Below are 26,173 nucleotides of genomic sequence, written 5' to 3'. Positions count from 1 at the left end.
TTATGCCAGGGCAATTAACTCGAAGACAATTGTTGAAAGCAATTGGATTTGCTGGAGCAAGCTTGACTTTGGCGTCAACAGGTATTTTAGGTGCACCTGGAGTGACCAATGCTGCTGATGCAACAGCAAATGCTCAAGAAAGCGCAAAACGCTATTGGTGGGTAAAAAATGTTGATAAGCCGACTACCGAAATTGATTGGCAACAGATGCAACGTTTTCGGGAATGGCAAACAACCAGAGGAAGCCTCGCCAAATATCGTGGTGAAGACTTTAACAAAAAGATGAATCAATTACAAGCGGATAATTTGCTCAAGTTTGAAAAAGAAGGTGTCCCTGGTTATACAACGAAGGATATGGCACTAAAAGCTGCGGTAGGGTACGGGCAGCCAAGCATCCTATTTATGGGTCCCCAAAAGGCCTCGACACCGGAAGAACGGGGCGTACCCCGTTACGAAGGTACTCCAGAGGAAAATTCCAGGATGGTTACAGCAGCTCTACGTCATATGGGTGCAGCAACAGTGGGCTTTGTGGAGCTTGAGACGGAAACAACCCGCAAGTTAGTCTATCAAGAAGAGCCAGCACCTACTAAGAAACCGATTGTATTTGAGAACATTGATGTAGGTTATGAGGATGAAAAGAAGTTAGTCATTCCTGAAAAAGCGCGTTATGCTATTGTATACACTGTTCAAATGTCTACTGAGACGATGAAATATGGTCCAACTGTTCTCGGATCATTGACAACATCATTGAGTTACACTCGTCTTTACACAATTTACGCTCAGCTTCATGAGTTTATTCGGGCCTTAGGTTACCATTCTTACGGTGCCACTGCCCTGAATGGTTTCGGAATTGGACCGGCCTTTGCCGTCATGGCGGGTCTCGGAGAGTTGTCGAGATTGAATCGAATTATTACTCCGGAATATGGACCCATGGTAAGAGTAGCTGTACTTACGACAGATTTGCCGCTTGCACCAACCAAGCCCATTAACTTTGGTGTGATGGATTTCTGTAAGGATTGCAAGACTTGTGCTGAGATGTGTCCGTCTAAAGCGTTGAGTATGGATAGAGATCCTTCATGGGAGATTAAGGGAGAGTGGAACAATCCGGGGCATCGAGCATATTTTGAGGACTCAGTGTTATGCAGAAATTACTGGAATCAATGTGGCACGAACTGTGGTATTTGTTTCTCAGCCTGCCCTTATGCAGTAGATGATGATGCAAGCTTACACAGGATTGTTAAAGGAACCATTGCTAGCACGTCGATGTTCAATTCAGTACTTGTAGCTGCTGATCGGATGGCTTTCCCTGCACAGCCAGAACAACCGCTTAAGAACCCAGAAGATTGGTGGAAGGACACGAACTTAGCGGAGATGGGCATTGATACAAGAAGAGGCGGACGTAGAATCTAAGATAAAGTATATAACTAATGGGGGTGAAGTTATGCTTTGGCTATTTTTGGGGATTATCATCGGACTTGGATTAGGCGTAGTACTTACACAGATTAGAGCCGGACGACTTAATGTAAAGTGGTATCAATGGGTTCTTGCAGTAATCTCTGTTGCCATGATGCTGTTAACAATACAAAACTACATAGGATTAAAGATGGAAATTGAATCCAGTGCAGCTAACTTTGTCTTGTTGGCTATGGGGTTACCTGCAGTCGTCTTAGCTGGACTCATATGGATTATTCCGATGATTTCCAAAGGAAGGAAATCGGCTTCGGGCGGGCAAAACGCATCAACTTAAGGCATTATGACTAAATTTATGTAGATAGTATCAAGGGACGAGGGTTAAAGATTTTTTGACCCTCGTTAACTATGTATAGAGCGGTGAATCGTTTGGGAGGGACTCGTGAAGATCTCAAGAAGAAGATTTCTTGAAAGGCTTGGTGCTATTACTGTTTTAGGTTTTTTTGTTCCATTTTCAGCAGTAACATCTGAAGTTTATCAGAGGCCACCAGGGGCACTCAATGAGAAAGACTTTTTAGCACGGTGTATTCGATGCTTGAAGTGTGGGGAGGAGTGTCCCACTGGTGTGATTACGTTTGGCAAATCACTCAGAGGAGAAATGATGGCAACACCCATTCTAATGGATAAGGATCAGTGCAACTTGTGTATGAGCTGTATTAATATTTGCCCAACGGGAGCCTTAAGTCCATTAACAGAGAATCCTGAATTGCATGCCAAGAAAGCTCAGAAGATGCATTCTAAGGAGCATGACGCCCATCCAAGCTTTAACCTTGGAGTGGCCCAAATACAGAAAGATAAATGTATTCTTTATCATGGAAGAAACCGAAAATGCCTTCTTTGTTATGAGGCTTGCCCGTTAAAAGATGAAGCGCTCTACATTGATGACCAAGGAAGGCCTGTCATTGATAAAATAATATGTTACGGGTGTGGGCTTTGCGAGATCGCCTGCCCTCCAATAGCCATAACTATGCCCCTCAATCGTGAAGATAAACGGTCTTACGAGTTGTTCGAGAGAATTAATAGAGGTTCCTTCTATGAGAGCCGGCTCCCGGGGAGGATTTGAGATGCCAGTGCAAAAGCTAAGGAGACTGACACAATTTGGGTCGCTGCTCTTGATTTTCCTAATTCCAATCTTTGAGAGTTATAAAAGGCTCCTCTACTATATACCCAAGAGCTCGATTGGGAATCTTTATAAAGAGGGATTCAGCTCTTTAGATTCATCTTTAAAAGGTGGTTATTTAGAGCAGGTTGTACTTATTATTGATAAGTTGTTTGGATTAATAGTTGATAATACCTATACAGTAAGCCGATTCCTTGATGGATTCAGTGGATTCTTTTGGTCCATAACGATTGGCGATTTTACTTTTATAGATCCTTTGGCTTTTATACAAATGCCAATCATAGATTATTCCTTTGATTTGGATTTTCTGATATCGATTACACTACCTATAGCTATAGCACTTGTTTTGGGAAGAGTATTCTGCAGTTGGATATGTCCATACAATACCTTGCAGGAATTTATCCGCTTTGCCGCTAGGACATTAGGTATTAAAGGGATAAGTAAACAAGTGATTGCAGATCCCTATTTGCGTTATACTATTTTAGGAATCGGATTCGTTTTAACGGTATTAGGTAGTGCTGTCTTCCCATATATATTACCTTATGTTCAGCTGGGTCGGTTTTTTTATTATTTGACGTTCGGTTCAGTTTTTTGGACGGGTCTTATCGTTGTCATGGTGCTCCTGTTTTTGGATTCTTTTATGCAAAAAGGTGTTTGGTGCAATTATCTATGCCCTACAGGTGCTTTGCTCGGTTTACTGGGAAGAAAAAAATTGATCCGTGTACGAAGGGATAAAACAAAGTGCATGGCAAGCTGTATATTATGCGAAAAGGTGTGCGTTTGGAAATCGCATCCCAAATTGGATGATATGTTAAATTGTACTCATTGTCATTTGTGTGTAGACAAGTGTCCATCGAAAGCGCTTAAAATTAGAAGTCGATGAAACTAGATTTTATAGGACTTATAACGATTAATCAGAGTAGAGAAGAGTAAACATATTGTCCCTCCCCTCAGCATAGTGTTAAGCATGGGCTTGGCCTATGAGAGAGGAGGGACTTTGTGCGCAAAGAATGGATCAGAATTCTGGTTCTATTGGTCATAATTATTGTTTTATTTCCTTGGACGGTGCTTCGATGGTACAACCAAAGCGAAGTCAGGACTGAGGACATTACCATTCGAGTCTTAATGCCGGATGGACAAGTAAAATCTTTGGGCTTGGAAGAGTATCTCGTTGGCGTCGTAGCTGCAGAAATGCCCGCCGAATTCGAAGAGGAAGCTCTCAAAGCGCAGGCCATTGCCGCTCGGACCTATGCCGCCAAGCGCATAAGCCAGCGATCCGGCAGTGAGGCAGGCTATGATGTGGACACCACAGTCAATACCCAGGTTTGGATATCAGAAGATAAGATGAAGGAGAAATGGAACTGGCTCTCCTACTGGCGCTATCATAACAAGATAGAAAAGGCAGTAACCGGCACAAAGGACCAGGTACTGGTCGCTGACGGGCAATATATAGAAGCTTTTTTTCATAGCAGTACGGGGAGAAAACCCACGGAGCGCGCAGAGGACGTCTGGAGTTCTTCTCGTCCCTATCTGCAAAATGTGGTGGCAGGAGAAGAAAACCCCGCCCGTTATGTAAAAAGCTATACCTTCACCCCCAGCGACCTCTATCAAAAAGTCGGTCACTCCGGTACGGCCAAAGCTTTTACGGAATCCGACTTCGTGATCTTAAGCGAGACAGCGGCAGGACGGGCGAAAGTAGTTCGTGTACTAGGGAAAAACTATACCGGAGCCCAGATTCGTACCCTCCTTGGGTTAGCCTCTACTGATATGGAGATCACCCTAACTCCTCAGGAAATCAAAATCACCACCTATGGTAACGGGCATGCTGTCGGTATGTCCCAATACGGTGCGAATGACTTGGCCAAGGCCGGTAAAACCTGCGAAGAAATCCTCCAACACTACTACCCCGGCACTCAACTCCTCACCCTCACCAAAGCCTAGGGCAGGAGTAGACGAAAAGGGAGCATCGCTGGCTGCTTCAGAAAAATGCAGTCAGCGATGCTCCCTTATTTTTCTAAGATGGTTACAAATCTCGTACTAGTTGGATTTTCTCCTTGCGCTTTTTTCTGGATGGACTGTGTTATACTAAGATAAAGGTACTGTTGACTGTTTTTAATTCTAGTAATAAAGAAAATTAGATAATAGGAGAGAACTAATGGGAAAGAGTTTAGTCTTAACAGAAAAACCCTCCGTGGGTCGTGATATTGCCAAATTATTAGGCTGCAATCAAAAGGGCAATGGCTGCTTCATAGGTGCCAAATATATTGTAACCTGGGCACTGGGTCACTTAGTAACCCTCGCCGATCCGGAGGCTTATGGGGATCAGTATAAGACCTGGCGCCTGGAAGACCTACCCATGCTCCCTAAGGAAATGGAATTGGTCGTTATCAAAGAAACCTCCAAGCAATATGCTGCCGTCAAGCAACTCCTTCGCCAGCCTGATGTGGACGAGCTGATTATTGCCACAGATGCAGGCCGGGAGGGGGAGTTGGTGGCCCGTTGGATTATCCGGAAGGCCGGTTGGAAAAAGCCCATCAAACGGCTCTGGATTTCTTCCCAAACGGATAAGGCTATCCGAGAGGGCTTTAGTAATCTCAAGCCAGGTAAGGCTTACGAGTCTCTTTACGCAGCCGCCGAGTGCCGTGCTCAAGCGGACTGGTATGTGGGCTTGAATGTCACGCGAGCCCTGACCTGCAAATACAATGCCCAACTCTCGGCAGGAAGAGTGCAAACCCCCACCCTGGCTCTGGTGGTGGAACGGGAAAAGGAGATTCAAAACTTTGTCCCTAAGGGTTATTGGACTATTAATGCCCGTGTGAAAGGCTTTTCTTTGAGCTGGCAGGATAAGAGCAATGGACAAAGCAGAATTTTTGATCAGAAAAAAGCAGAACAGCTTGTGCAGAAATTAAGGGGTCATAAGGGCCTGGTTGCAGAGATTAAGAAAGAAGCTAAAAAAGAGCAGCCTCCTCAGGCCTATGATTTAACCGAACTCCAAAGGGATGCCAACAGAAAATACGGATTCTCGGCCAAGCAAACTTCATCCATCATGCAGCAGCTTTATGAACATCATAAGCTGGTTACTTACCCAAGAACAGATTCCCGTTATCTTTCCGAGGATATCGTCCCGACACTTCCGGAACGGCTCAAAACCATTGCCGTGGGGCCTTACGCTGAATCGGCCCGCCGGGTTCTGCGCAAGCCGATTACCCCCACGAAACGATGGGTGGATAACTCGAAAGTCACGGACCATCACGCCATTATACCGACGGAACAAACGGTGTTTCTTAATAAACTCAGTCCGGAAGAGGTCAAAATCTATGACCTAATTGTGCGGCGCTTTATCGCGGTCCTGTCCCCGGCCTTTGAATACGAGCAGACCACGGTTAAAGTGGAGATTCAGGGAGAATACTTCATCGCTAAAGGCAAAATTGTTAAACAAAAAGGCTGGCGAAGTGTATACGAAGGCAGGGATGCTGCTGACGAGGAGGCCGACCATGAGGAACAGGAACAAAATTTGCCGGATCTCCAGCCCAAGCAAAGTATTGAAGTCCTTGACCTAAAACTTTTGCCGGGCAAAACCAAGCCTCCGAAGCGTTACACCGAAGCGACCCTGCTTTCGGCTATGGAACATCCCGGGCAGCGGGTGGATGATGAGGCCCTGCGGGAGACTCTGGAAAAAACCAGCGGTTTGGGTACTCCGGCCACCCGGGCCGATATCATTGAAAAGCTCTTTAGTTCTTTCTATATGGAGCGCAACGGCAAGGAAATCATTCCTACTTCCAAAGGGATTCAACTGATTGGCTTGGTTCCCTCTGAACTGAAATCCCCGGAGCTCACGGCAAAGTGGGAACAACAACTCAGTGAAATCAGCAAAGGGCGGGAAGACCGGCAACACTTCATCCAGGGGATCAGAAGCTATGCCACCCAACTTGTCTCGGAAGTGGCCGGGAGCGGCCGGACTTATCGCCATGACAATATGACAAGGGCCAAATGTCCTGAGTGCGGCAAATTCCTCTTGCAGGTGAAGGGCAAACGTGGGGAAATGCTGGTTTGCCAGGATCGGGAGTGCGGTTATCGCCAGGGGCTTTCCGTACAATCCAATGCCCGGTGTCCCCGATGTCATAAAAAAATGAAATTGCAGGGAGAAGGAGAGCAAAAGATCTTCACCTGTGCCTGTGGTTATCGGGAGAAACTGTCTGCCTTTACCAAGCGTAAAGAGCAAGAAGGAAGCAAAGGATCCTACAATAAAAGGGAAGTCAATCACTATTTGCAAAAACAGCAAAAGGATGCTCCCTTAAATACAGCGTTAGCTGATGCCCTTGCTAAACTAAATCTACCGAAGTAAAAGACTGAGCAGCTCTGACATTTTGTCAGGGCTCTTATTTTTTTGCAATAATGTCAGACTTTACTGCCTGACATTTTGTCAGACAAACTCTGAACACAGGGAAGCGGAAGTTCTTTTGATGTCCTGATTTCCTCTGTGAAGCTTTTTCGGCAAGGAAAACTTCAAGGAGAAGGTATAGAGAACCTGAATAAAGCTGCTGGCATGGGTTTTGCAAATAAAAGAATCAGTACTAACTCAAAGCACAACTCAAGCTTTAACAAAGCATACCCAAAGGAACAGAAAGGAGCTAGAACCATGAAAAGGCGCGATTTCATTAAATCCATGGCTTTTGTCGGGAGTGTTACAGCCATTGGCTTAGGAATAGAACAGATTCCCCGGGTCATTGCCGACGAAGCCATCACCAATCCTACTCCCTATGATGGGGATGCCCTGCCGGTAGAGATGAAGATTGATAAAGCTACCGGAGAGATCACCCTGAATCAGGACATTGCTTTAAAAACCAGCGTCTGTCTGGGCTGTTGGAGCAATTGTGGCAATCGGGTGAAGGTGGACAAGAAAAGCGGTAAGATCCTGCGCGTGGTGGGCAATCCCTACCATCCCAGCTGTGCCGAACCTCACCTCCCCTTTGACGCTTCTCTGAAGGAATCCTATCTTTCTTTAGGTCAGTATCAGGAGAACGGCCACAGTCAAAGAGCTACAGTCTGCCAAAGAGGGAACTCAGCTTTCCAAATGGTTTATGAACCCAATCGCATTCTCACTCCTCTCAAACGGGCCGGCAAACGGGGCGAAGGGAAATGGAAGCCCATCACCTGGGAGCAGGCCTTAGAAGAAACCGTTGAGGGGGGCCGGCTCTTTACAGACCTTGGAGAAAATCAAACCATTGAAGGCCTTCGCCAGGTTCGCGACTTAGATACCCCTATCTACCCTGAACAGCCGGGCTGGGGTGTGAAGGCCAACCAATTTGTCTTTATCGGTGGCCGAGATGACGGACGAACCTCATTCGCCAAGCGCTTTGTCAATAACTCCTATGGCTCCCCCAACCATTTCGGTCATGGCGGTATCTGCGGAATCAGCCGCCGGGTCGCCTATCTGGCCTTCCTGGATACCTGGGATAAAAAGCCCCATATGAAGGCGGATTATATGGGTGCAGAATTTGTTATGTTCTTTGGCAATGCACCAGGTCAAGCAGGGGCCCCTTTCCAGCCTATGGCCCGGAAATCCGCTCTAGCCCAGGCTGAAAACGGTATGAGAGCCGTCATCGTCGATCCCATCCTCCAAAACGGAATGTACAACTCACCGAAAGCTGGGGAATCCTCCTGGGTTCCCATCCGTCCGGGAGGGGATGGTGCCCTGGCCATGGCCATGGTCCGTTGGGCTCTGGAGAACAAAAAATATAATGAAAACTACTTGATTTCACCCAGCAAAGAAGCGGCCCAGAAAAAGAAATTTCCTTCCTGGACCAATGCTACCTACCTGGTCATTCAGGAAGAAGGACATGCAGACTACGGGAAGTTTCTCTTGGGTGAACAGATTGGACTGGCTGAAAAGGCCGATGAGACTAATCCCAATTATGTGGTTATTGATAAGGAGTCTGGAGAACCCGTACTTTATAAAGCTATTGAGAACGGAACCCTCTTCTACACCGGTAAAATCACCCTTGGGGATGAAATGGTTACCGTGAAGAGCTCTCTGCAAATCCTCATGGATGAAGCCGCCTCCCATACCTATGAAGAGTATGCCAAAGAGGCAGGCTTAAGCCAGGAACGGATCATCAGTTTAGCTAAGGAATATTTCAGTCATGGAACCAAAGCAGCCACAGACCATCACGGCGGGGTTTCCATGCACTCCAACGGCTTTTACGGTTCCCTGGCCGTAGCGACCCTTAACGCATTGAATGGCAATATCAATAAAAAAGGCGGATCGACAAAGAGCGGTGGCGGATATATCGCTGATGAAGCGGGCAAGCGCTATGATTTTGCCAAGGTTCCCGGAGGAGTAAAACCTAAAGGAGTTAAAATCAGCCGGGAAGGAAAAGCCTACGAAGAAACACCGGAATTTAAAGCCAGAAAAGCCAAAGGTGAAAATCCCTATCCCGCCACCCTGCCTTGGAGCCCCTTGGCCGATAGTTTGGAAGGTCATGTTATCCCCTCCATGATGGCCGGCTATCCTTACCCTGCCAAAATCCTCATGATGTGGATGGCTAACCCTCTCTATGCCACACCGGGGCTGTTCCAAAAAGATGTGGAGGATTTCCTCAAAGATCCGGAAAAGCTCCCCTTGATCATTTCCATCGACGTCATGATGGGTGACTCCACCCAATATGCGGACTATATTATTCCCGATACCACCTTCTATGAGAGCTGGGGAGTGCCGACGATCTGGAATCTGGTCTTAACTAAGGCCAACGGTGCCCGCCGTCCCATCATCGATCCCCTGGTCCCCAAGACCAAGGAAGGGCATCCCTATTCCATGGAAGCCTATCTAATCGAAGTTGCCAAACGTTTAAATCTTCCAGGCTATGGGGAGAAAGGGATTTTGGACGCAGAAGGAAAGCCCACCCCTTTGAACTCAGCAGCGGACTATTTTTTAAAGGCCATGGCTAACATCGCCTTTGATGAAACTCCCATTTCTGATATCTCTCCGGAAGAATTGGCTCTCTCCGGCTTGGAGGAGGATTTGAAGGCCGTAGAATCCAGCCTCTCCTCAGAAGAGTGGAAAAAAGTCTATTATTTGCTGTCCCGGGGAGGACGTTTTGAGGACTATGTAAAGAACTATGACGGAGATAACCTGACCAATAAATTTGGTAAAGTGGTCAACATTTATAATCAAAAGTTAGGAACCACCATTAACTGTATGACGGGCCGCTACAATCCGGGGACAGCCTGCTGGGTTCCTCCCACCTTTGCTGACGGGAGAACCGTGGATGAAGTCTACTCCACCCAGGAATGGCCCTTTATCGCAGTATCCTATAAGCCCCGCTATCGCACCGGTGCTTACCTGGCCAATGTCCCCCTGCTCAAGGGAATGCAGGATACCAACTATATCGAGATGAACATTGAAGACGCTGCTGCAATGGACATTGATACAGGAGATAAGGTCAAATTGGTCACTCCCACCGGGGAAGTAGAAGGTATCGCTAAGGTCCGCCGGGGAGTAGGCAAAGGCTCCATTGGCATCGAATACGGCTACGGACACTGGGGACAATCCGGAGATCAAGGCTTTGAAGTCGAGGGCAAGAAGCGTGCCGGGGATGCCAAGGATGGCAAAGGAATTCTCCTCAATCGCCTCGCTCTGCGGGATATCAGCTTAAAGACCGCTCATCCCCTAGTGGATCTGATAGGCGGGTCAACAGACCGCAATACGGTCAAAGCGAAAATCCTTAAGCTTTAAGTTTTTTATAATGCGAAAAGGAGGGCAAGCAAACATGCCTGAAAGAGAAGGAAATGCCCGGGAGCGGGCTCTAGGCTATGAATTGCTGGCAGGTATTTTCCTTAAAGAGCCCACATTGGAACAGTTCAGAACATTGCAGAACTGGGCCGCCGGGCTGGAGGACTCCTCATTGAAGGAGCTGCTGAGAGAGATCGAAGAAGGAGACCCTGAGTTGCAGGAATTGCTCCAAACCTATTATGATCTTTTCTTCGTCCCCGTTTCGGGACGCTTTGTGCCCCCCTTTGAAGCGGCAATTCGTGGGGCTCAGCGTCAAAAAGGAAGGAAAATCAGGTATGGAGGATTCTGGGGGGATTCCACCCTGCAGGTCAGACAGATTTATCAACAGATTGGCTTTGAACCGGAAAAAATGAATAGTTTTCAGCCCCTTAAAGAAATGAATATTCCGGATCACATTGGCTTTGAGCTCTCGGCCCTTGCCTGTCTTTGTCAGGCTGAAGCAAGCTGGGAGGAAGAACAGAAAGACTTGGACTCCCTTCACTCTATTCAGAAGATTTTGCTGGAAGAGCATTTGAACCAGTGGCTTGATCATCTCAGAGAGGATCTCGCAGGAGCAGATCCCACAGGATTTTACACTTATTTTGCCCGGCTGGCCGCAGAATTTTGCCGGGAAGAGGTTGGGTTCCTGACCGGATCTCCCCTGCCGGAAAACGTCAGCAACGAGAACATTCACCGAGAGGAGTGGAAAGCGTGACCGAACAGCCGATTCGTTACGGCATGGTCATTGATTTGCGGAAATGTGTGGGCTGTAATGCCTGCACCGTTTCCTGCAAAATCGAGAACAATGTGCCGGATGGAAAATACCGTACCTGGGTCAAGGAAATCGAAAAGGGAACCTATCCGGAAGTATCCCGCCATCGCTTGCCCCGCTTATGCAATCATTGTGATAATGCCCCTTGTAAGTCAGCCTGCCCCGTCCGGGCCACCTACCGGACGGAAGATGGTACTATTCTTATCGATTATGAGCGCTGTATTGGCTGTAAATACTGTATGGCCGCCTGTCCCTATGACGCCCGCTTTGTTAACCCGGTCCGCAAAACCGCGGAGAAATGCACCTTCTGCTATCACAGAGTCCAAATGGGGCTGCTGCCGGCTTGTGTCACCACCTGTGTAGGGGGAGCCCGAATCTTTGGAGATTTGAATGATCCCGACAGTCTCGTCTCCAGGCTTATCGCCAATAACCCTGTACAAGTTCTCAAGCCGGAGATGAATACCCGGCCTATGATTTACTACATCGGTGCTGAACAGGCCCTGCTGGGAGCAGACTATACAGATTTAGCAAAGGGGGAGAAATAAAGTGGAAATAACCTATTTAGCCAATGTCGAGCATCCGGTTCAACTGGGTTATATGATTGCCATCTATTTCTTCTACACAGGACTCAGTGCAGGATCTTTCGTCCTTTCCAGCCTGGGAACGGTTTTTGGCATCCAAAAATTCAAACCCATTGCCAAGGCCGGGGTGGTCATGGCCATCGCCCTGTTGGTCGTTGCTCCCTTGCATCTTATCGCGGATCTGGAGCAGCCCGGTCGTTTCTATACCTTATTCTTCCGATTGAATCCGACCTCCGCTATTTCCTATGGGACCTTCCTGCTCACCCTTTATCCTCTGAACTGCCTCATTTACCTCTGGTTCATGATGCGTAAGGATTTTGTTCTCGGCGCTCAAAAACTAACAGGTTTCCGTCAGGCCCTCTATTCCTTCTTAACCTTTGGCAAAAAAGATCTCTCCCCAGCTGCCCTGGCCAAGGATCAAAAATGGATCAAGGGCTTAGGAACCCTGGGAGTACCCCTGGCTCTCCTGGTCCATGGCTATACAGGATTTATTCTGGCCAATATGCAGGCCAGAGCCCTTTGGCATACGGGACTTATGCCCCTCATCTTCCTTATGTCCGCTATGGTTTCAGGTACGGGGCTGCTCATCCTCGTCCTCATCCTGACCCAACGCTTTTTCTCCCCGGAAAGAGAGCTTACCTCTCAGCGTAGAGTCGTTCTTCAGGATATTGCCCGCCTGATGATGTGGTTTATCGTGGTGGATGGTGCGCTCATGGTGATTAACTTCATTATCCTCTACTTTGGCAATGCTGCAGGCTATGCTGCCGCGGAGATGCTGCTTTTCGGCAGCCACAGCGCCATGTTCCTCGGCGTCGAGATTGGCTTGGGCCTTGTGATACCCTTCGTCATCACCTTTTGGTCCAAGACCCGGAAATCCATAGGGCTCATATCCCTGGCCTCCCTCTTGACCCTTCTGGGAGTTATCGCCATGCGGATCAACTTCGTGGTAGGCGGCCAGCAGATTCCTTTAAGCGGCAATGCTCTCAACCCCTATCATGCCGAACCCAAACATCTGATCTTCTTGGGCTGCTTTGCAGTCCTTGAAGTGGTGATCCTCTACCTGGCCTTTAAGTTCTTGCCGGTTTATGGTATAGAGTCTGAAACGGAAAGAACCTCGGCGGAACACAATGTTCCTCAATCCGGCGGGGTTTCAGCCCACTAAAAAAAGGGTGGATTTCCTCAGGTGACACTCAAGCAAAAGGGGCTGTAATCTTGCAGTTCCTTTTGCTTATTTTCATACCTCTTGATAGACTTAGATTGAGGGATAGTTATAGTTACATCTCATAAACTACTCTGAAAAAGCTCCTTCACAAGCTGAGTCTCCAGGATTTTGCTTTCGGCGTTTACTCCATAAGCTGTGCGGAGCAATCTAATCGCTCAAGACCTCCGCTGAGTCGGGTGCCCGGCCAAATCGGCTCCTCGAAAGCACTGCTTTCGCACTTGTTCTCAATGGCCGGTTGGAAACGTCCTGTTTCCAACCCGACTCCGCTGCAGTCTTTTCGCGAAGATTGCTTACCTGCTCGCTTAGAATCCGTTCTCTGCCTGAAAGCAAAATCCTTGGGTGGCTTTCCAAGTGCCTTTTCAGGATGTTTTCTAGGAAAAAGACCCGTAAGTGTAGCTTTACGCACAAGAGCGAACGGATTTAGTGTAGGGGCGGTCAGGTCAGCGAAGCTTTCTTAACGAAGCGGAGCCATGGTTCACATCAGGTATTAACCAAAGGTTTGGTGGAGCTGTTAAGAAAGCGAGTTGACCAGCCCCGTAGCTATAGAGTGAGCGATGTGCGTAAAGCTACGCGACCCGAGCAAACGCTTTTTCATCATCTGCCGGTGTCGCCAGCGGCATAAAAGGCCATCTAAATTCAAGGGCTATCCATAATATCGGAAGGATGTTCCCCAGAACGGTGAGTCAGGACCATGAACTGACAAAGGAAAGGAAGAGTGCAGATGAAAAAAATGACCGTCATACTTTGCAGCGCAATGGTTATCGCCTTTCTTTTTTTCGGTCATTTAAGTGAACTCTCCCCAACTCAAAAGCAGCCCTATAAAGTAGGAGTCCTGGTAGCTAATGATTTGAGACTGGTGAAAGTAGAAGCCTTAAAACTCAGGCTTAAGGAGATGGGTTTAATCGAAGGGGAGAACATAGTTTTTCATATAGAAAATGCTAAAAACAATCTCTCCGATCTTCCTGCCTTAGGGAAGGAACTATTGATGGAAGAGCCCGATGTCCTGGTGGCCTCGGGAGCGGTTGAGGCACTGAGCTTAAAAGAGCTCACCTCAGCTCAAGAATCTCCTACGCCGGTGGTCTTCATGGGAACCCTTTCCCCAAGTGTAATTGGATTGGTGGAAGACACCCTTCGGCCTGGAAATCATTTAACGGGTTTAAACAATTACCATTATGAATTAACTCCTAAGCGCCTTGAGCTATTGCACCGCCTTCTGCCCGAGATAAAAAAAGTGGCAATCCTAGGGGATACACGTGTACCCTTTTTCCAACAGACTCAGGAGAGTCTGCAGCAGGCTTCGCAAAAAATGGGTCTTGAGCTGAGTACATATACCCTAACCAGCACAGAGGGGATTGAAGATGTCTTTCGTAGAATCCGAGAGGCTGAGGAAGAGGGTATCGTTCTTTTGCCGGGGTTCTTCCTGGAAAGCTATACCGAGGAAATCGTCCAATACGCTATGGCTTTTAAGATTCCCGTCTTTGGGGTCTATCCTCAGGATACCATAGATGGCTGTCTGGCTTCTTACGGTACCTCCAATTGGAGTCAGGGTGCCCAATCCGCCAATATGGTCTATAAAGTTCTCCAAGGACAAAATCCCCGGGTGATTCCGGTGGAGACACCGGACCGGATTATTTTCTCCGTCAACCTCAAAACCGCCGATAAGCTGGGAATAACTCCTTCCCAAGCAGTATTGAGCCGTGCCGATGAGGTGGTTTATGATGAGTGAGAGAAGATCCCCTTGGTGGATGCGGATTAAAGTCCGGGTTTTGGTTTTTGGGGTGCTCATGTCGGCAGTGCCCTTGATCGTTTTCGGGTTGGCAAGCTTTACTGCAGCCCAGGCTTATCTGGAAAAAAGCATCCAGGAACAAAACTATGAACGGGCTACCCTTTTAGCCGGGCAGATCCAAGACTTTATTCAGAATAACGCCGACAGTTTAATCCTAGTGACCTCCACCAACGCCCCGGAATTGGCGGGGCCGGACCCACTGGCCAGAGAAACCGTGCTGGGGACCATGCTCCGTGAGACACCCTACCTGGAGAGTTTGCTGGTGGCAGACACTCAGGCTCAGGTTCTCGGGAAGGTTTCCCGGCGAGAAGTGGACTATCCGGTGCAGGAGGGGGAAACTTTCCCCCACCCGGGATTCTTTGCCCCGGAGAGCTATTCGATCAGCGAAGTGTTCTTCTCAGTGGACGGCCGGCCTCAGGTGTATTTGACAGTGAATATCATTGATCCTCAGACCCGCAAGAATCTGGGCTATCTCCAGGCTAAGACGGATCTGAAGGCTCTCTTCAATAAATTTACCAGCACTCCAATCGGTCAGGGTGGGATCATTTATCTTACCGATGGGAAAGGAAAGCTGATTGGTCATCCGGATTTTAGTCGGGTACTAAGCCGGGAAGATGTGACCCAAAATCCCAGCGTCCGCAATTTCTTGACCGGGAAACGCCCTGACCTGGCCGGGAATGAGTATCGCAACGCCGACGGTGTTCCTGTCCTCGGGTTGTATGCTTCTGTAGGCAATCCCTCATGGGGGGTATTTATTGAGCAGCCGGTGCATGAAGCCTATGAACCGATTGCCCAGTTTGCCTTTCGAGTCATGGGGATCATGTTTGTCATTATCTTGGGTGTGACCCTGATCAGTATTTATTTTGGTTTGAAGCTGACGAAGCCCATTGAGAATTTGGAAGCGGGAGTACGGCGGATTATTTCTACGGAGGACCTGCAGGCCGAAGTGACTCAGGAAAGTGATGATGAAATTGGTCGGCTGGTTCAAGCCTTTAATAATCTTCTGCGCCGGCTCTCCGATAAGACGGCCAATCTGCAGGCGGAGCAGGAGCTTTTGGAAACGGTGGTCCATGGGATTGGGGCAGGGATGGCCCTTTTGGATCAGGAAAAACGACTTATCTGGTGGAATTCCATTTTCTCCGATTGGTTTGGTTTAGAAGATAGAAACTTTAAAGAACTGCCTTATGAAGCCCTTCTGCGAGGAGAGGGACCAGAATCTGTCTATGGAGAAAATGGCAAAGTGCTGGCTTTGGAAGTACAGGGGGACAAGCGTTATCTTCGCCATTCTTATTACCGGCTGAGCTCTGGAAATCCGGAAAATGCCGCTTATTTGCTCCTTCTGGAAGATGTGACCCAGCAGGTAGAGATGGAAGCCCGGGTCATTCAGACGGAGAAAATGGCGACGGTTGGACTGTTAGCCTCCGGAGTGGCTCATGAGATTAACAATCCCTTGGCCATTGTTTCCGCCCATAATGAGGATTTACTGGATCGGCTTCAAGAGGAAAGCGAGCTGCCCAGTAAGGCTGAGATTCAAGGAATACTGGGTATCATTGCCAAGCAGATTGACCGCTGCAAACAGGTGACCAGCAGGCTTCTGCGCTTTGCCCGACCAGGCAGGCATAATCTGGATGTGATGGATGCCAATAAGGCCATCGAGCAGACCGTGGATTTACTGGCATACCGCCTCAAACAAAAAAGAATGGTGCTTATCAAAGAAAGTGAACCCGGTCTCTGGGTGGATGGTGATGAAAACGAATGGCAGCAGGTGGTGCTCAATATCTTAACCAATGCCATCGATGCCTCCGGGGAGGGAAGCCAGATCCTGGTACGGGCTCAACGCGTCAAAGGCCACTCTGCCTCGGAAGGGGCATTGTTCATAAGCAGAGGTGATGAGATACAGGTTGAGGTAGTGGATCAAGGCCATGGGATTCCGCCTCAGTACCTTAAGAAGGTGTTTGATCCCTTCTTTACCACCAAACCCCCGGGTCAGGGTACGGGTCTGGGGCTTTTTGTCAGCTATGGTATCGTGCAAAAAATGAGGGGAAAGCTTTTCGTTGAGAGTACCGAAGGGAAAGGGACAACGGTTCGCATTAATCTTCCCTATCAGGAAATGGGGGATAGGCCATGAATAGTCATCAAAGCATCTTGATTTTAGATGATGAAGAGGATTTGCGTTCGATTCTCGCCCAGCGTTTAGGGCGGCGGGGATATGAGATTTCGGAGGCGGGAACGGCTCAGGAAGGCATGGCTTTGCTCCAAGAGAACATTTTTGAGGCAGTCCTTTTGGATATTCGCCTGCCCGATGGGGATGGGCTTCAGCTCTTACAGGAAATGAAAAAACGTCAGCCGGACCTTCAGGTGATTATGCTCACCGGCCATGGCACCCTGGAATCAGCCATTGAAGCCATGAAAGCGGGAGCCTATGATTACTTGACTAAGCCCTGCAATCTCTCAGAGCTGGAGATTACTCTGCAGAAGGCTTTAGAGCAGAGAAAGCTTATGCTAGAGAATACGGGACTGCGGCAGGTGGTTCACCGGCAAAATGCCGAACCCTTGATTGTTGGTGATAGTGAAATAATGCAATCCCTTAAGGAAATGACTCGGAAGATCGCTCAGACGGATACTCCTGTTCTTATACAAGGGGAGAGCGGGACGGGAAAGGAGTTGTTTGCGAGGGCTCTCCATGTCTGGGGCCCCCGCAGGGCTCAAGCCTATATTCCCTTGAACGCGGGAGCAGTCCATGAAACCTTGATGGAAAGTGAGCTTTTTGGTCATGAAAAGGGAGCCTTTACAGGAGCCAATGCGGTTAAGCTGGGGTTGGTGGAGATGGCTGACCAAGGCACCCTTTTCTTGGATGAGATCGGGGAGATGCCCTTGAATCTACAGGTTAAACTTCTGCGCTTTATGGAGACCGGGGAGTTTCGGCGGGTGGGGGATAACCGCTTAAGGCGGGTCAATGTCCGCATTGTCACCGCCACCAACCGCAATCTTCTGGAGGAGGTGGAGGCCGGGCGCTTTCGCAAGGACCTCTACTACCGCTTAAGCGGCATGGTCTTGCATATTCCGCCGTTAAGAGAGCGGAAAGGGGACATCCTCCAGTTGGCAGAACATTTCCTCAGGGTAAGGCTTAAGGGACAACTTCATTTGGCCCTGGGGACACAGGAAGCTTTGTTGGCCTATGATTTTCCAGGCAATGTTCGGGAGTTGGCTCATCTCATTGAGCGGGGGATGATTTTGGCTGAAGGTGATGTCATCCACCCCGGAGATCTTTGGCCGGACCATGGGGAAGGAGGAGGCAGTGTTCAGGCAGCCATTCCGGTGCCGGATGAAGGAACAGTAATGGACGAAAAAGACCTCAAAACAAGAAATGAGGAGAATCAAAGTGAGAGCTTAGAAGGATACGCCACTCTCGCAGAGATAGAGAAGAACTATATCCTTGCCACTCTGAAAAAGGTGGATGGGAATAAAGTACGGGCAGCCAGACTTCTCAGCATCAGTGTCCGGAATCTCTATCGGAAGCTGGAGGAGTATAGCTGATCAGGATATAAAATGAGACAGGGAATAGTTCCCTTGTCTCATTTTTTTAATTATCCATAGGTCTTTATAGTAAATTCTACAAAAAGGTGAGAACAACCCCTTTTTCTCCTAACGGTGTGATTTGACTCACGCTGAGCAAGAGGGATTTTCAGTACGATTGCCTTATGTTGCATTACCTGCACTTTATTCGCTCCATTCAATGCTTCACTATGAAAGGAGGGAATTGAGTTGGATCTTATGGATAGTGCCCAAATCCTTGAAAATGGTCAAAAGAAAAGTAAACTCATTAACTATCTGGTTAAATTTAAAGGGCATAAAAGAATCACGCCTCTTGTCTCCCCTGCTCCCTTAGACATTCTCATTACCTTATTTGGCACTATGTTAGGCATCTCATTCTTAAGCATCTTACTGTTTATCTACGACATTCCGATGTTAGCTGCTTCCCTGGGAGCTTCAGCGGTATTAGTCTATGGAGTTCCTGATGCCCCGCTGTCTCAACCACGTAATGTCATTTTAGGGCATACATTTTCGGCAAGTATAGGCGTATTAATCTATCAAATTTTTGGAATGACATGGTGGTCGGTTGCCTTAGGTACCACTCTTGCTTTACTGGTCATGTTGTTAACGAAAACGACTCATCCGCCGGGTGGAGCAACGGCAATGCTTGCCGTCCTTAATGGTGCTGGCCCGACGTTTATTGTCGCCCCAATGATCTCGGGTAGTATAGTATTGGTTTTGATTGCAGTAGTAGTAAATAATTTATCACCTAATCGAAATTACCCGCGCTATTGGTACTAAGTTAGAGGTGGGGTGTTATTGTGTTTACAAAGATTCTTGTCCCAACGGATGGATCGGAATATTCCCGTAGGGCATTGTTAGTAGCCTTAGAGATAGGCAAAAAGTTTAATGCGGAGGTTATACTGCTCAATGTGCTGATGACCCCTGAGGCACTCGGGTATCTCCTCACCGAGGATGCAACCGTAGTGCAACAGCAGTTTAATCCTAATGGCGAGGCCACATTAGCTGCTACAACTAAAGATGTGGATCTTGAAGGAGTAAGGCTGACTTGCAGACTAAAACCTGGCTATCCTGCCTTAGTGATATTAGAGGAGATTGTAAGTGAAGATATCGATCTGGTTGTAATGGGTTATCGTGGGTATACTTCACTGGCCGGAACATTCATGGGGAGCGTAAGCCAAAAGGTTCTAGCCAAAACATCACGGCCAGTGCTGCTTATTAAGTAAGGTTTCGTCTACAATGAGAGAAAATAGAGAACTATTTTATATTTGGTCTAAATTCTTTCGCTCCGGGTAAGTATATCCTTAGAGGTGAACGTTATGAGGAGATGGAAGGGTTTAACTGCGATTTTTATTATTGGGATAACTTTCTTCGGGATCAGGGCCTTAATGCTCAATGCTCAAGAAGAGAGTAAAAATACCTATGCCCAAGAAGAATTAAGCAGTAAGACCATTGAAGATTTCCCCAGTCCTATTCAGGGGAAACCCTTGCGTGTAGCTGGGGAATATTATTCTGAAGAATTAGGGACCACCCTTTTTCATTCGGGAACAGATTATGCTCAAGCTGAGGGAGCTGTTATTCGGGTTAAGCATGCCGGGAGAGTAACTTATGCTGGACCTGATCCATTCCTTGGTCATAAAGTTGAAGTGGATTGCGGTGAGGATTGGGGCGTCATCTATGGCGGGTTAAAAAATCTGCGTGTTAAAGAAGGGGATTGGGTGGAGGCCGATCAGGCTATCGGGCAGATTGGCTATTATCCGGATATCTTCGGGGATATAGAGCAGACTCATCTTCACTACGAGGTTTGGCATGGGGACCTGGTGCAGGTTCCCTAAAAACACAGATACAGGACAGCCGGACTTAGCGGCGAATGCGTTTAATAAAAAAAAGGGGTACAGTTGCTGGTTCCAAATGGAGCCGCGACTGTACCCCTTTTTTTATGATAGGGAGTTGGTGTCCACCCAATCTTTAGCCTCGGATACGGAATCTTCTGTGGGAACGGCTACCTTGGATTCGGACTTCAACTCTTTGATATCAGCCCGCCAGGCGGCAGTATCATGCCGTTCAACAGGATTAGCCATGAACTTCTCTTTGGATTTATTTTCAGTCATTAGTAAAGCCTCCTTGATTTAGTACTGCATTTCAGCCATGCGCTTAAGGGTCTGATATTTATCCTGGGCATGTTCTTCCGCCACTTTGAACATTTCGTCGGCAATTTCGGGAAAGACGGTTTTAAGTGATGAGTAGCGGATTTCTCCGTTAATGAACTCCTGGAAGGAGCCTTTGGGTTCTTTGGAATCCAGAATAAAGGGGTTCTTTCCTTGTTCCTTGAGACGGGGGTCATGACGCCACAAGTGCCAGTAACCGGCATCTACGGCTTTCTTCATTTGTGCCATACTAGTACCCATACCTGTCTTAATTCCGTGGTTGATACAGGAAGCGTAGGCAATGATGATGGAAGGTCCTTTATAACTTTCAGCCTCGGCAATGGCTCTCAAGGTGTGATTCATATTGGCGCCCATGGCGATTTGCGCTACATAGATATAGCCATAGGTGGTGGAGATCAGGCCCAGGTCCTTTTTGCGAACTTTCTTTCCGCCAGCGGCGAACTTGGCAATGGCCGCAGTTTGGGTTGCCTTGGAGGACTGACCTCCTGTATTGGAGTAGACCTCTGTATCAAAGACGAAGATATTAATGTCATCGCCGCTGGCCAGGACATGATCCACCCCATTGTAACCGATATCATAGGCAAAACCGTCGCCGCCGAAGATCCATACGGAGGGTTTAACCAGATAATCTTTTCTGGACATAATTTCCTGCAGTAGTGGATTGCCCGAACTATCCTCTTTTTTGAGGACTTCCAGAACCCGTGCGCTGGCCTTCTTGGACCCTTCACCCTCATTGAAGTTATCCAGCCAGTCCTGGAAAGCCTCCTTCATTTCTCCACCGATCCCGTTTTCGATTAACTGGTTCATCAGCTGAGCCAGTTTCTCCCGGATTTGTTTGGAGCCGAGATAAATACCATAACCGAATTGAGCATTGTCCTCGAAGAGAGGATTCATCCAAGCCGGTCCTTTGCCATCTGCATTGACGGTATAAGGTACCGACGGGGCACTGCCACCCCAGATAGAGGAACAACCGGTGGCATTGGCTATAATCATGCGGTCCCCATAAAGTTGGGTAATGAGGCGGGCATAAGGCGTTTCACCGCAGCCGGGGCATGCACCGTTGAATTCCAGAAGAGGTCTTGCCAACTGGCTGCCAAAGAGAGTCTTTACATCCAGAAGATCCCGCTTTTCGGTGACGGTCATAGCAAATTCCCAATTTTCGGCTTCCATTTCGATTTCATGATCCGCGGGTTCCATCACCAGTGCTTTACCCGGTGCAGGGCAGATATCGGCGCAGTTGCCGCAGCCGGTACAATCCAGTGGAGAGACTTGAATCCGGTAATGATAGCCTTCCAGTTTTTTGCTATTAGGTTTCTTTGTTTTAAAGGTATCCGGTGCTTTGGCGGATTCCTGGTCGTCCAGCAGGAAGGCACGTATGGTGGCATGGGGGCAGACATAGGCACATTGATTACATTGGATACATTTATCAATCTGCCACTCAGGCACATAAACCGCAATTCCCCGCTTTTCATATTTGGTGGTTCCTAAGGGGAAGGTGCCGTCTTCCATGCCCACAAAAGCGCTGGTGGGCAGCTCGTCACCTTCATGGCGAGCCATACGGCGCTGAATATTTTTAACGAAATCCGGCTCCTCTTTGATAGGCATAGTCTCATCGGGAACATCGGCCCAGGCTGAGGGGACATTAACCTTAATAAGGGATTCAATTCCCTTGTCCACGGCTTTTTCGTTCATGTCTACAATCTTGGCGCCTTTTTTGCCGTAGACCTTATGGATGGAGTCTTTTAAGTAGCGAATGGCATCGTCAATGGGGATGACATTAGCCAGTTTAAAGAAGGCAGCCTGCATGACCATGTTGATTCGTCCGCCCAGGCCAATTTCACCGGCGATGGATATAGCGTCAATGAGGTAGAATTTAATATCGTTTTTAGCAATAAAGCGTTTTAGATAAGCAGGCAGGTGATCTTCCACTTCCTCGGGGGTCCAGGGGCAGTTCAAGACAAAGGCGCCGCCTTTTTTCAGACCTTTAAGGATGTCGTAGTTATAAATGAAGGATTTGTTGTGACAAGCAACATAGTCAGCATCAAAAACCAGGTAAGAGGATTTTATAGGCTGCTTACCGAAGCGCAAGTGAGAAATGGTGGTACCGCCGGATTTTTTGCTGTCATATTCAAAGTAACCTTGAACATTCAAATCCGTATTATCTCCAATAATTTTAATGGCGCTCTTATTCGCTCCGACCGTTCCATCGGAGCCCAGTCCCCAGAACTTGCAGCGGATGGTTCCTTCTGGAGACGCATCAATTATTTCTTCTTCAGGTAAAGAGGTGTTGCTTACATCATCGATGATTCCGATGGTAAAGCGGTCTTTGGGTTGGGCTTGATTGAGGTTTTTAAAGACGGCTAAGATCTGGGAGGGAGTCGTGTCCTTGGAACCTAAGCCATAGCGGCCGCCAACGATAACGGGGCGAGTCGCTTCATGGTTAAACATTTGAATAATATCCAGATAGAGAGGCTCGCCGGTAGAGCCGGGTTCCTTGGTACGGTCCAGGACAGCAATTTTTTTCACGGATTTGGGCAGGACATCGAAGAAGTACTTGGAGCAGAAGGGGCGGTAGAGATGGACTTTAATCAGTCCCAATTTTTCTCCTCTTTGGGTCAGGAAGTCGATGGTCTCTTCGATGGTATTGCATACGGAGCCCATGGCCACGATAATGTTTTCCGCATTAGGATCACCATAATATTGGAAAGGATGGTATTCCCGTCCGGTAATTTTCTTGAATTCTTTAAAATAGTCTTCAATGATATCGGGAACTGCTGCATAGAACGGATTGGATACTTCCCGTCCTTGGAAATAAATATCCGGGTTTTGTGCTGTACCTCTCAAGACCGGATGATTAGGATTAAGAGCATTATCCCGGAATTGCTGAATCTTTTCGTAATCCACCAATTGTGCAATTTCTTCATAGGGAGTCACTTCGATCTTTTGCACTTCGTGGGAGGTTCTAAATCCATCAAAGAAGTGAAGATGAGGAATTCGTGATTTGATCGCTGAGAGATGAGCTATGTAAGCCATATCCATGGCTTCTTGTACATCATTGGAACAAAGCAGAGCAAAGCCTGTTTGGCGGCAGGCATTAATATCGGAGTGGTCGCCAAAGATAGACAGAGCATGGGTGGCTAACCCCCGGGCACTGACATGAAAGACAGCGGGCACCAGGTTTCCGGCCATTTTATACATTTCGGGGATCATCAGGAGCAGGCCCTGAGAAGCTGTATAGGTTGTGGTTAGGGCTCCTGCTTGAAGAGAACCATGCACCGCTGCTGCGGCTCCCGCCTCGGATTCCATCTCAACCACTTTGACAGGCTGATCAAAGATATTTTTGTTATTGTGGGCAGACCATTCATCCACCGCTTCAGCCATGGGAGAGGAAGGTGTAATGGGGAAGATGGTCGCCACCTCAGTTAAAGCATAGGACGCTTCGGCTGCAGCTTGATTTGCATCCATCGTTTTCATTTTCTTTGCCACGTGAGAACCTCCTTTAAAACAATGAGCATTTGGATATAGGTTTAGTATTCGTTATTGGGAGACTCTCATACATTCTTTCTGCAATTTTGCTTGAATTGATCAATACCGAGTTTCCAGACCATAAAAAACAAAACCGTTTCAAGCCTGACGGCATAGAAACGGTTTTGGTCTACAGCCCAGATTAAATTGAACATCATTTAGGAGTCCGAAATTCGGGAGGTTACTCTATAAATAGTTTTAGCAAGAGGGCTGAATTTTTTAACGCACGAACAGACGATTAGAAAGGCCGAAGCCCTCGTTACCGAAACCGAAGGCACCAGTATTAACGAAACCACGATCAACAACAACGTTACGTGTTATCGGCTGAACAAAATGTTGAGGAACATCAATAATATTCTGGCGATTGATAGTTACGACCGGATGAATAACAGGGACTGCTCTAGGGGTACAAAAATCCCTTACGCAGAATTGTGGTGGGCAACAAATTGGTTTAACGCAGCCATGCATTGCGAAACACCTCCTTTTTATATTACAGTGTATGATATGAAAATGAATTTGGTAATGTTTTACAGTATTTTTGAAAAAAATCTTATTTTGACTTATACAGCATTTACCAATCGAAAGACATCTCTCGAGGATGTCTTTTTTGATTTTAAGTGCATATAAATGTATAAAATTTCGGTGCAAAAAGGAGGGGCTCAGAGTGCAAGAATATATCCGCAAACGGGTACTCGATATCGGGAATTATATAATGGAATCGAGCGCCACGGTGAGACAGACAGCTGATATCTTCGGAGTGAGTAAATCCACTGTCCATAAGGATGTCACGGAGAGGCTACCCCTGATCAATGAGAAGCTGGCCATGGAGGTTAAGCAAATACTTGAAAGCAATAAAGCTGAACGGCATATTCGAGGGGGCGAAGCCACTCGGAAAAAATATCAGGAGAGCTAAAGGGTTAGGTTTATTTGTATAAATGTTCGGGAACGATAAAGGAAGAATTTTTTTCTAGATAAACAGGGGAAATAATAAAGGAATTAGTATAGTTTCATCGAATAAAAGAACGTGGTATATTATGTATAATCTCCCGCAGGGGAGATTGTACTTTTCGTTTTGAGGATATATTAGGAAGGATATTCAAATTAAGCATGGAATAGAAAGCTAGTGCAGTGAATGATGAACGAAATGGACAAGCCAGAAGTGTAAGAAAGGGGTACCACTACGAATGTTTGGTATTGACTTAGGTATTGACTTAGGAACGGCCAGTGTTTTGGTCTTCGCAAAAGGAAAAGGAATTGTTCTTCATGAGCCTTCGGTTCTTGCAATCGATAAGAATACCAACAAAAAAATCGCCGTTGGGGAAGAGGCAAGGATGATGCTGGGAAGAACACCAGGAAATATTGTAGCTGTTCGGCCTATGCGGGATGGTGTCATCGCCGATTATCAAACGACAGAAATCATGCTCAAATACTTTTTGGAAAAAGCAGGGGCCCGGCGTTGGCCTTTATTTAAGACCCGGGTGGTGGTCTGTATCCCTTCTGGGGTTACCGATGTTGAAGAGCGGGCAGTAAAGCAAGCCGCCTACCAAGCCGGAGCTAAACAGGTCAAGGTCATTGAAGAACCCTATGCTGCAGCCTTGGGAGCAGGATTGGACATTTCCGGACCCACGGGTAATATGATCGTGGATATCGGTGGAGGAACATCAGATGTGGCAGTTCTTTCTCTTGAAGGGATCGTCACCAAGCGTAGCTTACGAGTAGGTGGGGATAAATTTGATGAAGCCATTATCCGCCATATTCGGCGTGAATATAACCTAATGATTGGGGAGCGGACGGCGGAAGAGGTTAAGATTGCTGTGGGTGCAGCTATTCCTGAAGGTCGCCCCGATCATGCTGAAATCGATGTGCGGGGGAGAGATTTGGTCACAGGTCTTCCTAAAACCATTAATGTCAATTCCAAAGAGTGCTACCTCGCTCTTGAAGAAAATGTGGAAGCCATTGTGGGAGCAGTGAAGGAAGTATTAGAACGGACTCCTCCCGAGCTTTCTGCTGATATCTTAAGCAAAGGGATCGTTATGACAGGAGGAGGGGCTCTGGTCTATGGGTTTGATACCCGGATTTCAAGGGAGACCGGTCTACCGGTAACTTTGGCCGATGATCCTATCTCATGTGTTGCTTTAGGAACGGGTAAGGTCTTGGATCAAAGCTTCTAGGTCGCTGACATCATTGTAGTGTAGTGAATACAT

General features: G+C 47.5%; 22 protein-coding genes. 18 read left to right on the top strand and 4 right to left on the bottom strand.

Annotated features, from left to right (window positions below; all coding sequences use genetic code 11):
- Nucleotides 1–2 precede the first annotated feature (2 nt).
- The 10 genes from DESDE_RS19915 (at nt 3) to nrfD (ending at nt 12,875) form a co-directional block, all read left to right on the top strand.
- A complete protein-coding gene (locus DESDE_RS19915) occupies nt 3–1,409 on the top strand; it encodes a reductive dehalogenase (RefSeq protein ID WP_014795827.1) in 1,407 nt (468 codons plus the stop codon).
- Between the two features lie 31 nt (nt 1,410–1,440).
- Nucleotides 1,441–1,746: a hypothetical protein gene (locus DESDE_RS19910; RefSeq protein ID WP_242831289.1), complete on the top strand. Its 306-nt coding sequence runs from the start codon at nt 1,441–1,443 to the stop codon at nt 1,744–1,746.
- Nucleotides 1,747–1,851: 105 nt separating this feature from the next.
- Nucleotides 1,852–2,532, top strand: a complete 681-nt coding sequence (locus DESDE_RS19905) for a 4Fe-4S dicluster domain-containing protein (RefSeq protein ID WP_014795825.1) — start codon at nt 1,852–1,854, stop codon at nt 2,530–2,532.
- Between the two features lies 1 nt (nt 2,533).
- A complete protein-coding gene (locus DESDE_RS19900; RefSeq protein ID WP_041917310.1) occupies nt 2,534–3,472 on the top strand; it encodes a 4Fe-4S binding protein in 939 nt (312 codons plus the stop codon).
- Nucleotides 3,473–3,588: 116 nt separating this feature from the next.
- A complete protein-coding gene (gene spoIID / locus DESDE_RS19895; protein ID WP_014795823.1) occupies nt 3,589–4,530 on the top strand; it encodes a stage II sporulation protein D in 942 nt (313 codons plus the stop codon).
- 214 nt (nt 4,531–4,744) lie between these two features.
- Nucleotides 4,745–6,934 (top strand): DNA topoisomerase III, encoded by a 2,190-nt coding sequence (locus DESDE_RS19890; protein ID WP_014795822.1) that lies wholly within the window; start codon nt 4,745–4,747, stop codon nt 6,932–6,934.
- 294 nt (nt 6,935–7,228) lie between these two features.
- Nucleotides 7,229–10,324, top strand: coding sequence for a tetrathionate reductase subunit A (locus DESDE_RS19885; protein ID WP_014795821.1), 3,096 nt, complete (start codon nt 7,229–7,231; stop codon nt 10,322–10,324).
- A 34-nt stretch (nt 10,325–10,358) separates the two neighbouring features.
- Complete coding sequence (locus DESDE_RS19880; RefSeq protein ID WP_014795820.1) at nt 10,359–11,075, top strand: TorD/DmsD family molecular chaperone; 717 nt, start codon at nt 10,359–10,361, stop codon at nt 11,073–11,075.
- On the top strand, nt 11,072–11,677 hold the full coding sequence (gene dsrO / locus DESDE_RS19875) for a sulfate reduction electron transfer complex DsrMKJOP subunit DsrO (RefSeq protein ID WP_014795819.1): 606 nt from the start codon (nt 11,072–11,074) through the stop codon (nt 11,675–11,677). The genes DESDE_RS19880 and dsrO overlap by 4 nt, the downstream gene beginning before the upstream one ends.
- 1 nt (nt 11,678) lies before the next feature.
- Nucleotides 11,679–12,875: an NrfD/PsrC family molybdoenzyme membrane anchor subunit gene (gene nrfD, locus DESDE_RS19870; protein ID WP_014795818.1), complete on the top strand. Its 1,197-nt coding sequence runs from the start codon at nt 11,679–11,681 to the stop codon at nt 12,873–12,875.
- Between the two features lie 181 nt (nt 12,876–13,056).
- Here the strand turns inward: nrfD and DESDE_RS21890 are convergent, their stop codons facing one another.
- Nucleotides 13,057–13,341, bottom strand: coding sequence for a hypothetical protein (locus DESDE_RS21890; protein WP_158309881.1), 285 nt, complete (start codon nt 13,339–13,341; stop codon nt 13,057–13,059).
- A gap of 315 nt (nt 13,342–13,656) precedes the next feature.
- Between DESDE_RS21890 and DESDE_RS19865 the strand changes: the two genes are divergently transcribed.
- The 6 genes from DESDE_RS19865 (at nt 13,657) to DESDE_RS19840 (ending at nt 20,111) form a co-directional block, all read left to right on the top strand.
- A complete protein-coding gene (locus DESDE_RS19865) occupies nt 13,657–14,661 on the top strand; it encodes an ABC transporter substrate-binding protein (RefSeq protein ID WP_014795817.1) in 1,005 nt (334 codons plus the stop codon).
- Nucleotides 14,654–16,849, top strand: coding sequence for a PAS domain-containing sensor histidine kinase (locus DESDE_RS19860; protein ID WP_014795816.1), 2,196 nt, complete (start codon nt 14,654–14,656; stop codon nt 16,847–16,849). Before DESDE_RS19865 ends, DESDE_RS19860 begins: the two co-directional genes overlap by 8 nt.
- Entirely contained in the window at nt 16,846–18,258 is a 1,413-nt protein-coding gene (locus DESDE_RS19855) for a sigma-54-dependent transcriptional regulator (protein ID WP_014795815.1), read from the top strand. The genes DESDE_RS19860 and DESDE_RS19855 overlap by 4 nt, the downstream gene beginning before the upstream one ends.
- A 237-nt stretch (nt 18,259–18,495) precedes the next feature.
- The gene (locus tag DESDE_RS19850; RefSeq protein ID WP_242831419.1) at nt 18,496–19,056 is read left to right on the top strand and encodes an HPP family protein; all 561 of its coding nucleotides are present in this window, start codon (nt 18,496–18,498) and stop codon (nt 19,054–19,056) included.
- A 20-nt stretch (nt 19,057–19,076) separates the two neighbouring features.
- Nucleotides 19,077–19,502 carry a universal stress protein gene (locus DESDE_RS19845; protein ID WP_014795813.1) on the top strand — a complete coding sequence of 142 codons (426 nt, stop codon included), beginning with the start codon at nt 19,077–19,079 and terminating at the stop codon, nt 19,500–19,502.
- Nucleotides 19,503–19,595: 93 nt separating this feature from the next.
- A complete protein-coding gene (locus DESDE_RS19840; protein ID WP_014795812.1) occupies nt 19,596–20,111 on the top strand; it encodes a murein hydrolase activator EnvC family protein in 516 nt (171 codons plus the stop codon).
- A gap of 102 nt (nt 20,112–20,213) precedes the next feature.
- Here the strand turns inward: DESDE_RS19840 and DESDE_RS21400 are convergent, their stop codons facing one another.
- The 3 genes from DESDE_RS21400 to DESDE_RS22645 all read right to left on the bottom strand — a co-directional run bounded on the left by DESDE_RS21400 (nt 20,214) and on the right by DESDE_RS22645 (nt 24,437).
- A complete protein-coding gene (locus DESDE_RS21400) occupies nt 20,214–20,387 on the bottom strand; it encodes a CDIF630_02480 family spore surface protein (protein ID WP_014795811.1) in 174 nt (57 codons plus the stop codon).
- 18 nt (nt 20,388–20,405) lie between these two features.
- Nucleotides 20,406–23,930 carry a pyruvate:ferredoxin (flavodoxin) oxidoreductase gene (gene nifJ, locus DESDE_RS19835; protein ID WP_014795810.1) on the bottom strand — a complete coding sequence of 1,175 codons (3,525 nt, stop codon included), beginning with the start codon at nt 23,928–23,930 and terminating at the stop codon, nt 20,406–20,408.
- Nucleotides 23,931–24,188: 258 nt separating this feature from the next.
- Nucleotides 24,189–24,437 carry a hypothetical protein gene (locus tag DESDE_RS22645; protein WP_014795809.1) on the bottom strand — a complete coding sequence of 83 codons (249 nt, stop codon included), beginning with the start codon at nt 24,435–24,437 and terminating at the stop codon, nt 24,189–24,191.
- Between the two features lie 196 nt (nt 24,438–24,633).
- Between DESDE_RS22645 and spoIIID the strand changes: the two genes are divergently transcribed.
- Together spoIIID and mreB are read left to right on the top strand one after the other, a co-directional pair.
- Entirely contained in the window at nt 24,634–24,882 is a 249-nt protein-coding gene (gene spoIIID / locus DESDE_RS19825; protein ID WP_014795808.1) for a sporulation transcriptional regulator SpoIIID, read from the top strand.
- A 271-nt stretch (nt 24,883–25,153) separates the two neighbouring features.
- A complete protein-coding gene (gene mreB, locus DESDE_RS19820) occupies nt 25,154–26,140 on the top strand; it encodes a rod shape-determining protein (protein ID WP_014795807.1) in 987 nt (328 codons plus the stop codon).
- Nucleotides 26,141–26,173: the final 33 nt, after the last annotated feature.

The sequence above is a fragment of the Desulfitobacterium dehalogenans ATCC 51507 genome (assembly GCF_000243155.2).
GTDB classification, from domain to species: Bacteria; Bacillota; Desulfitobacteriia; order Desulfitobacteriales; family Desulfitobacteriaceae; genus Desulfitobacterium; species Desulfitobacterium dehalogenans.
This window is presented reverse-complemented; position numbering and strand designations above follow the sequence as displayed.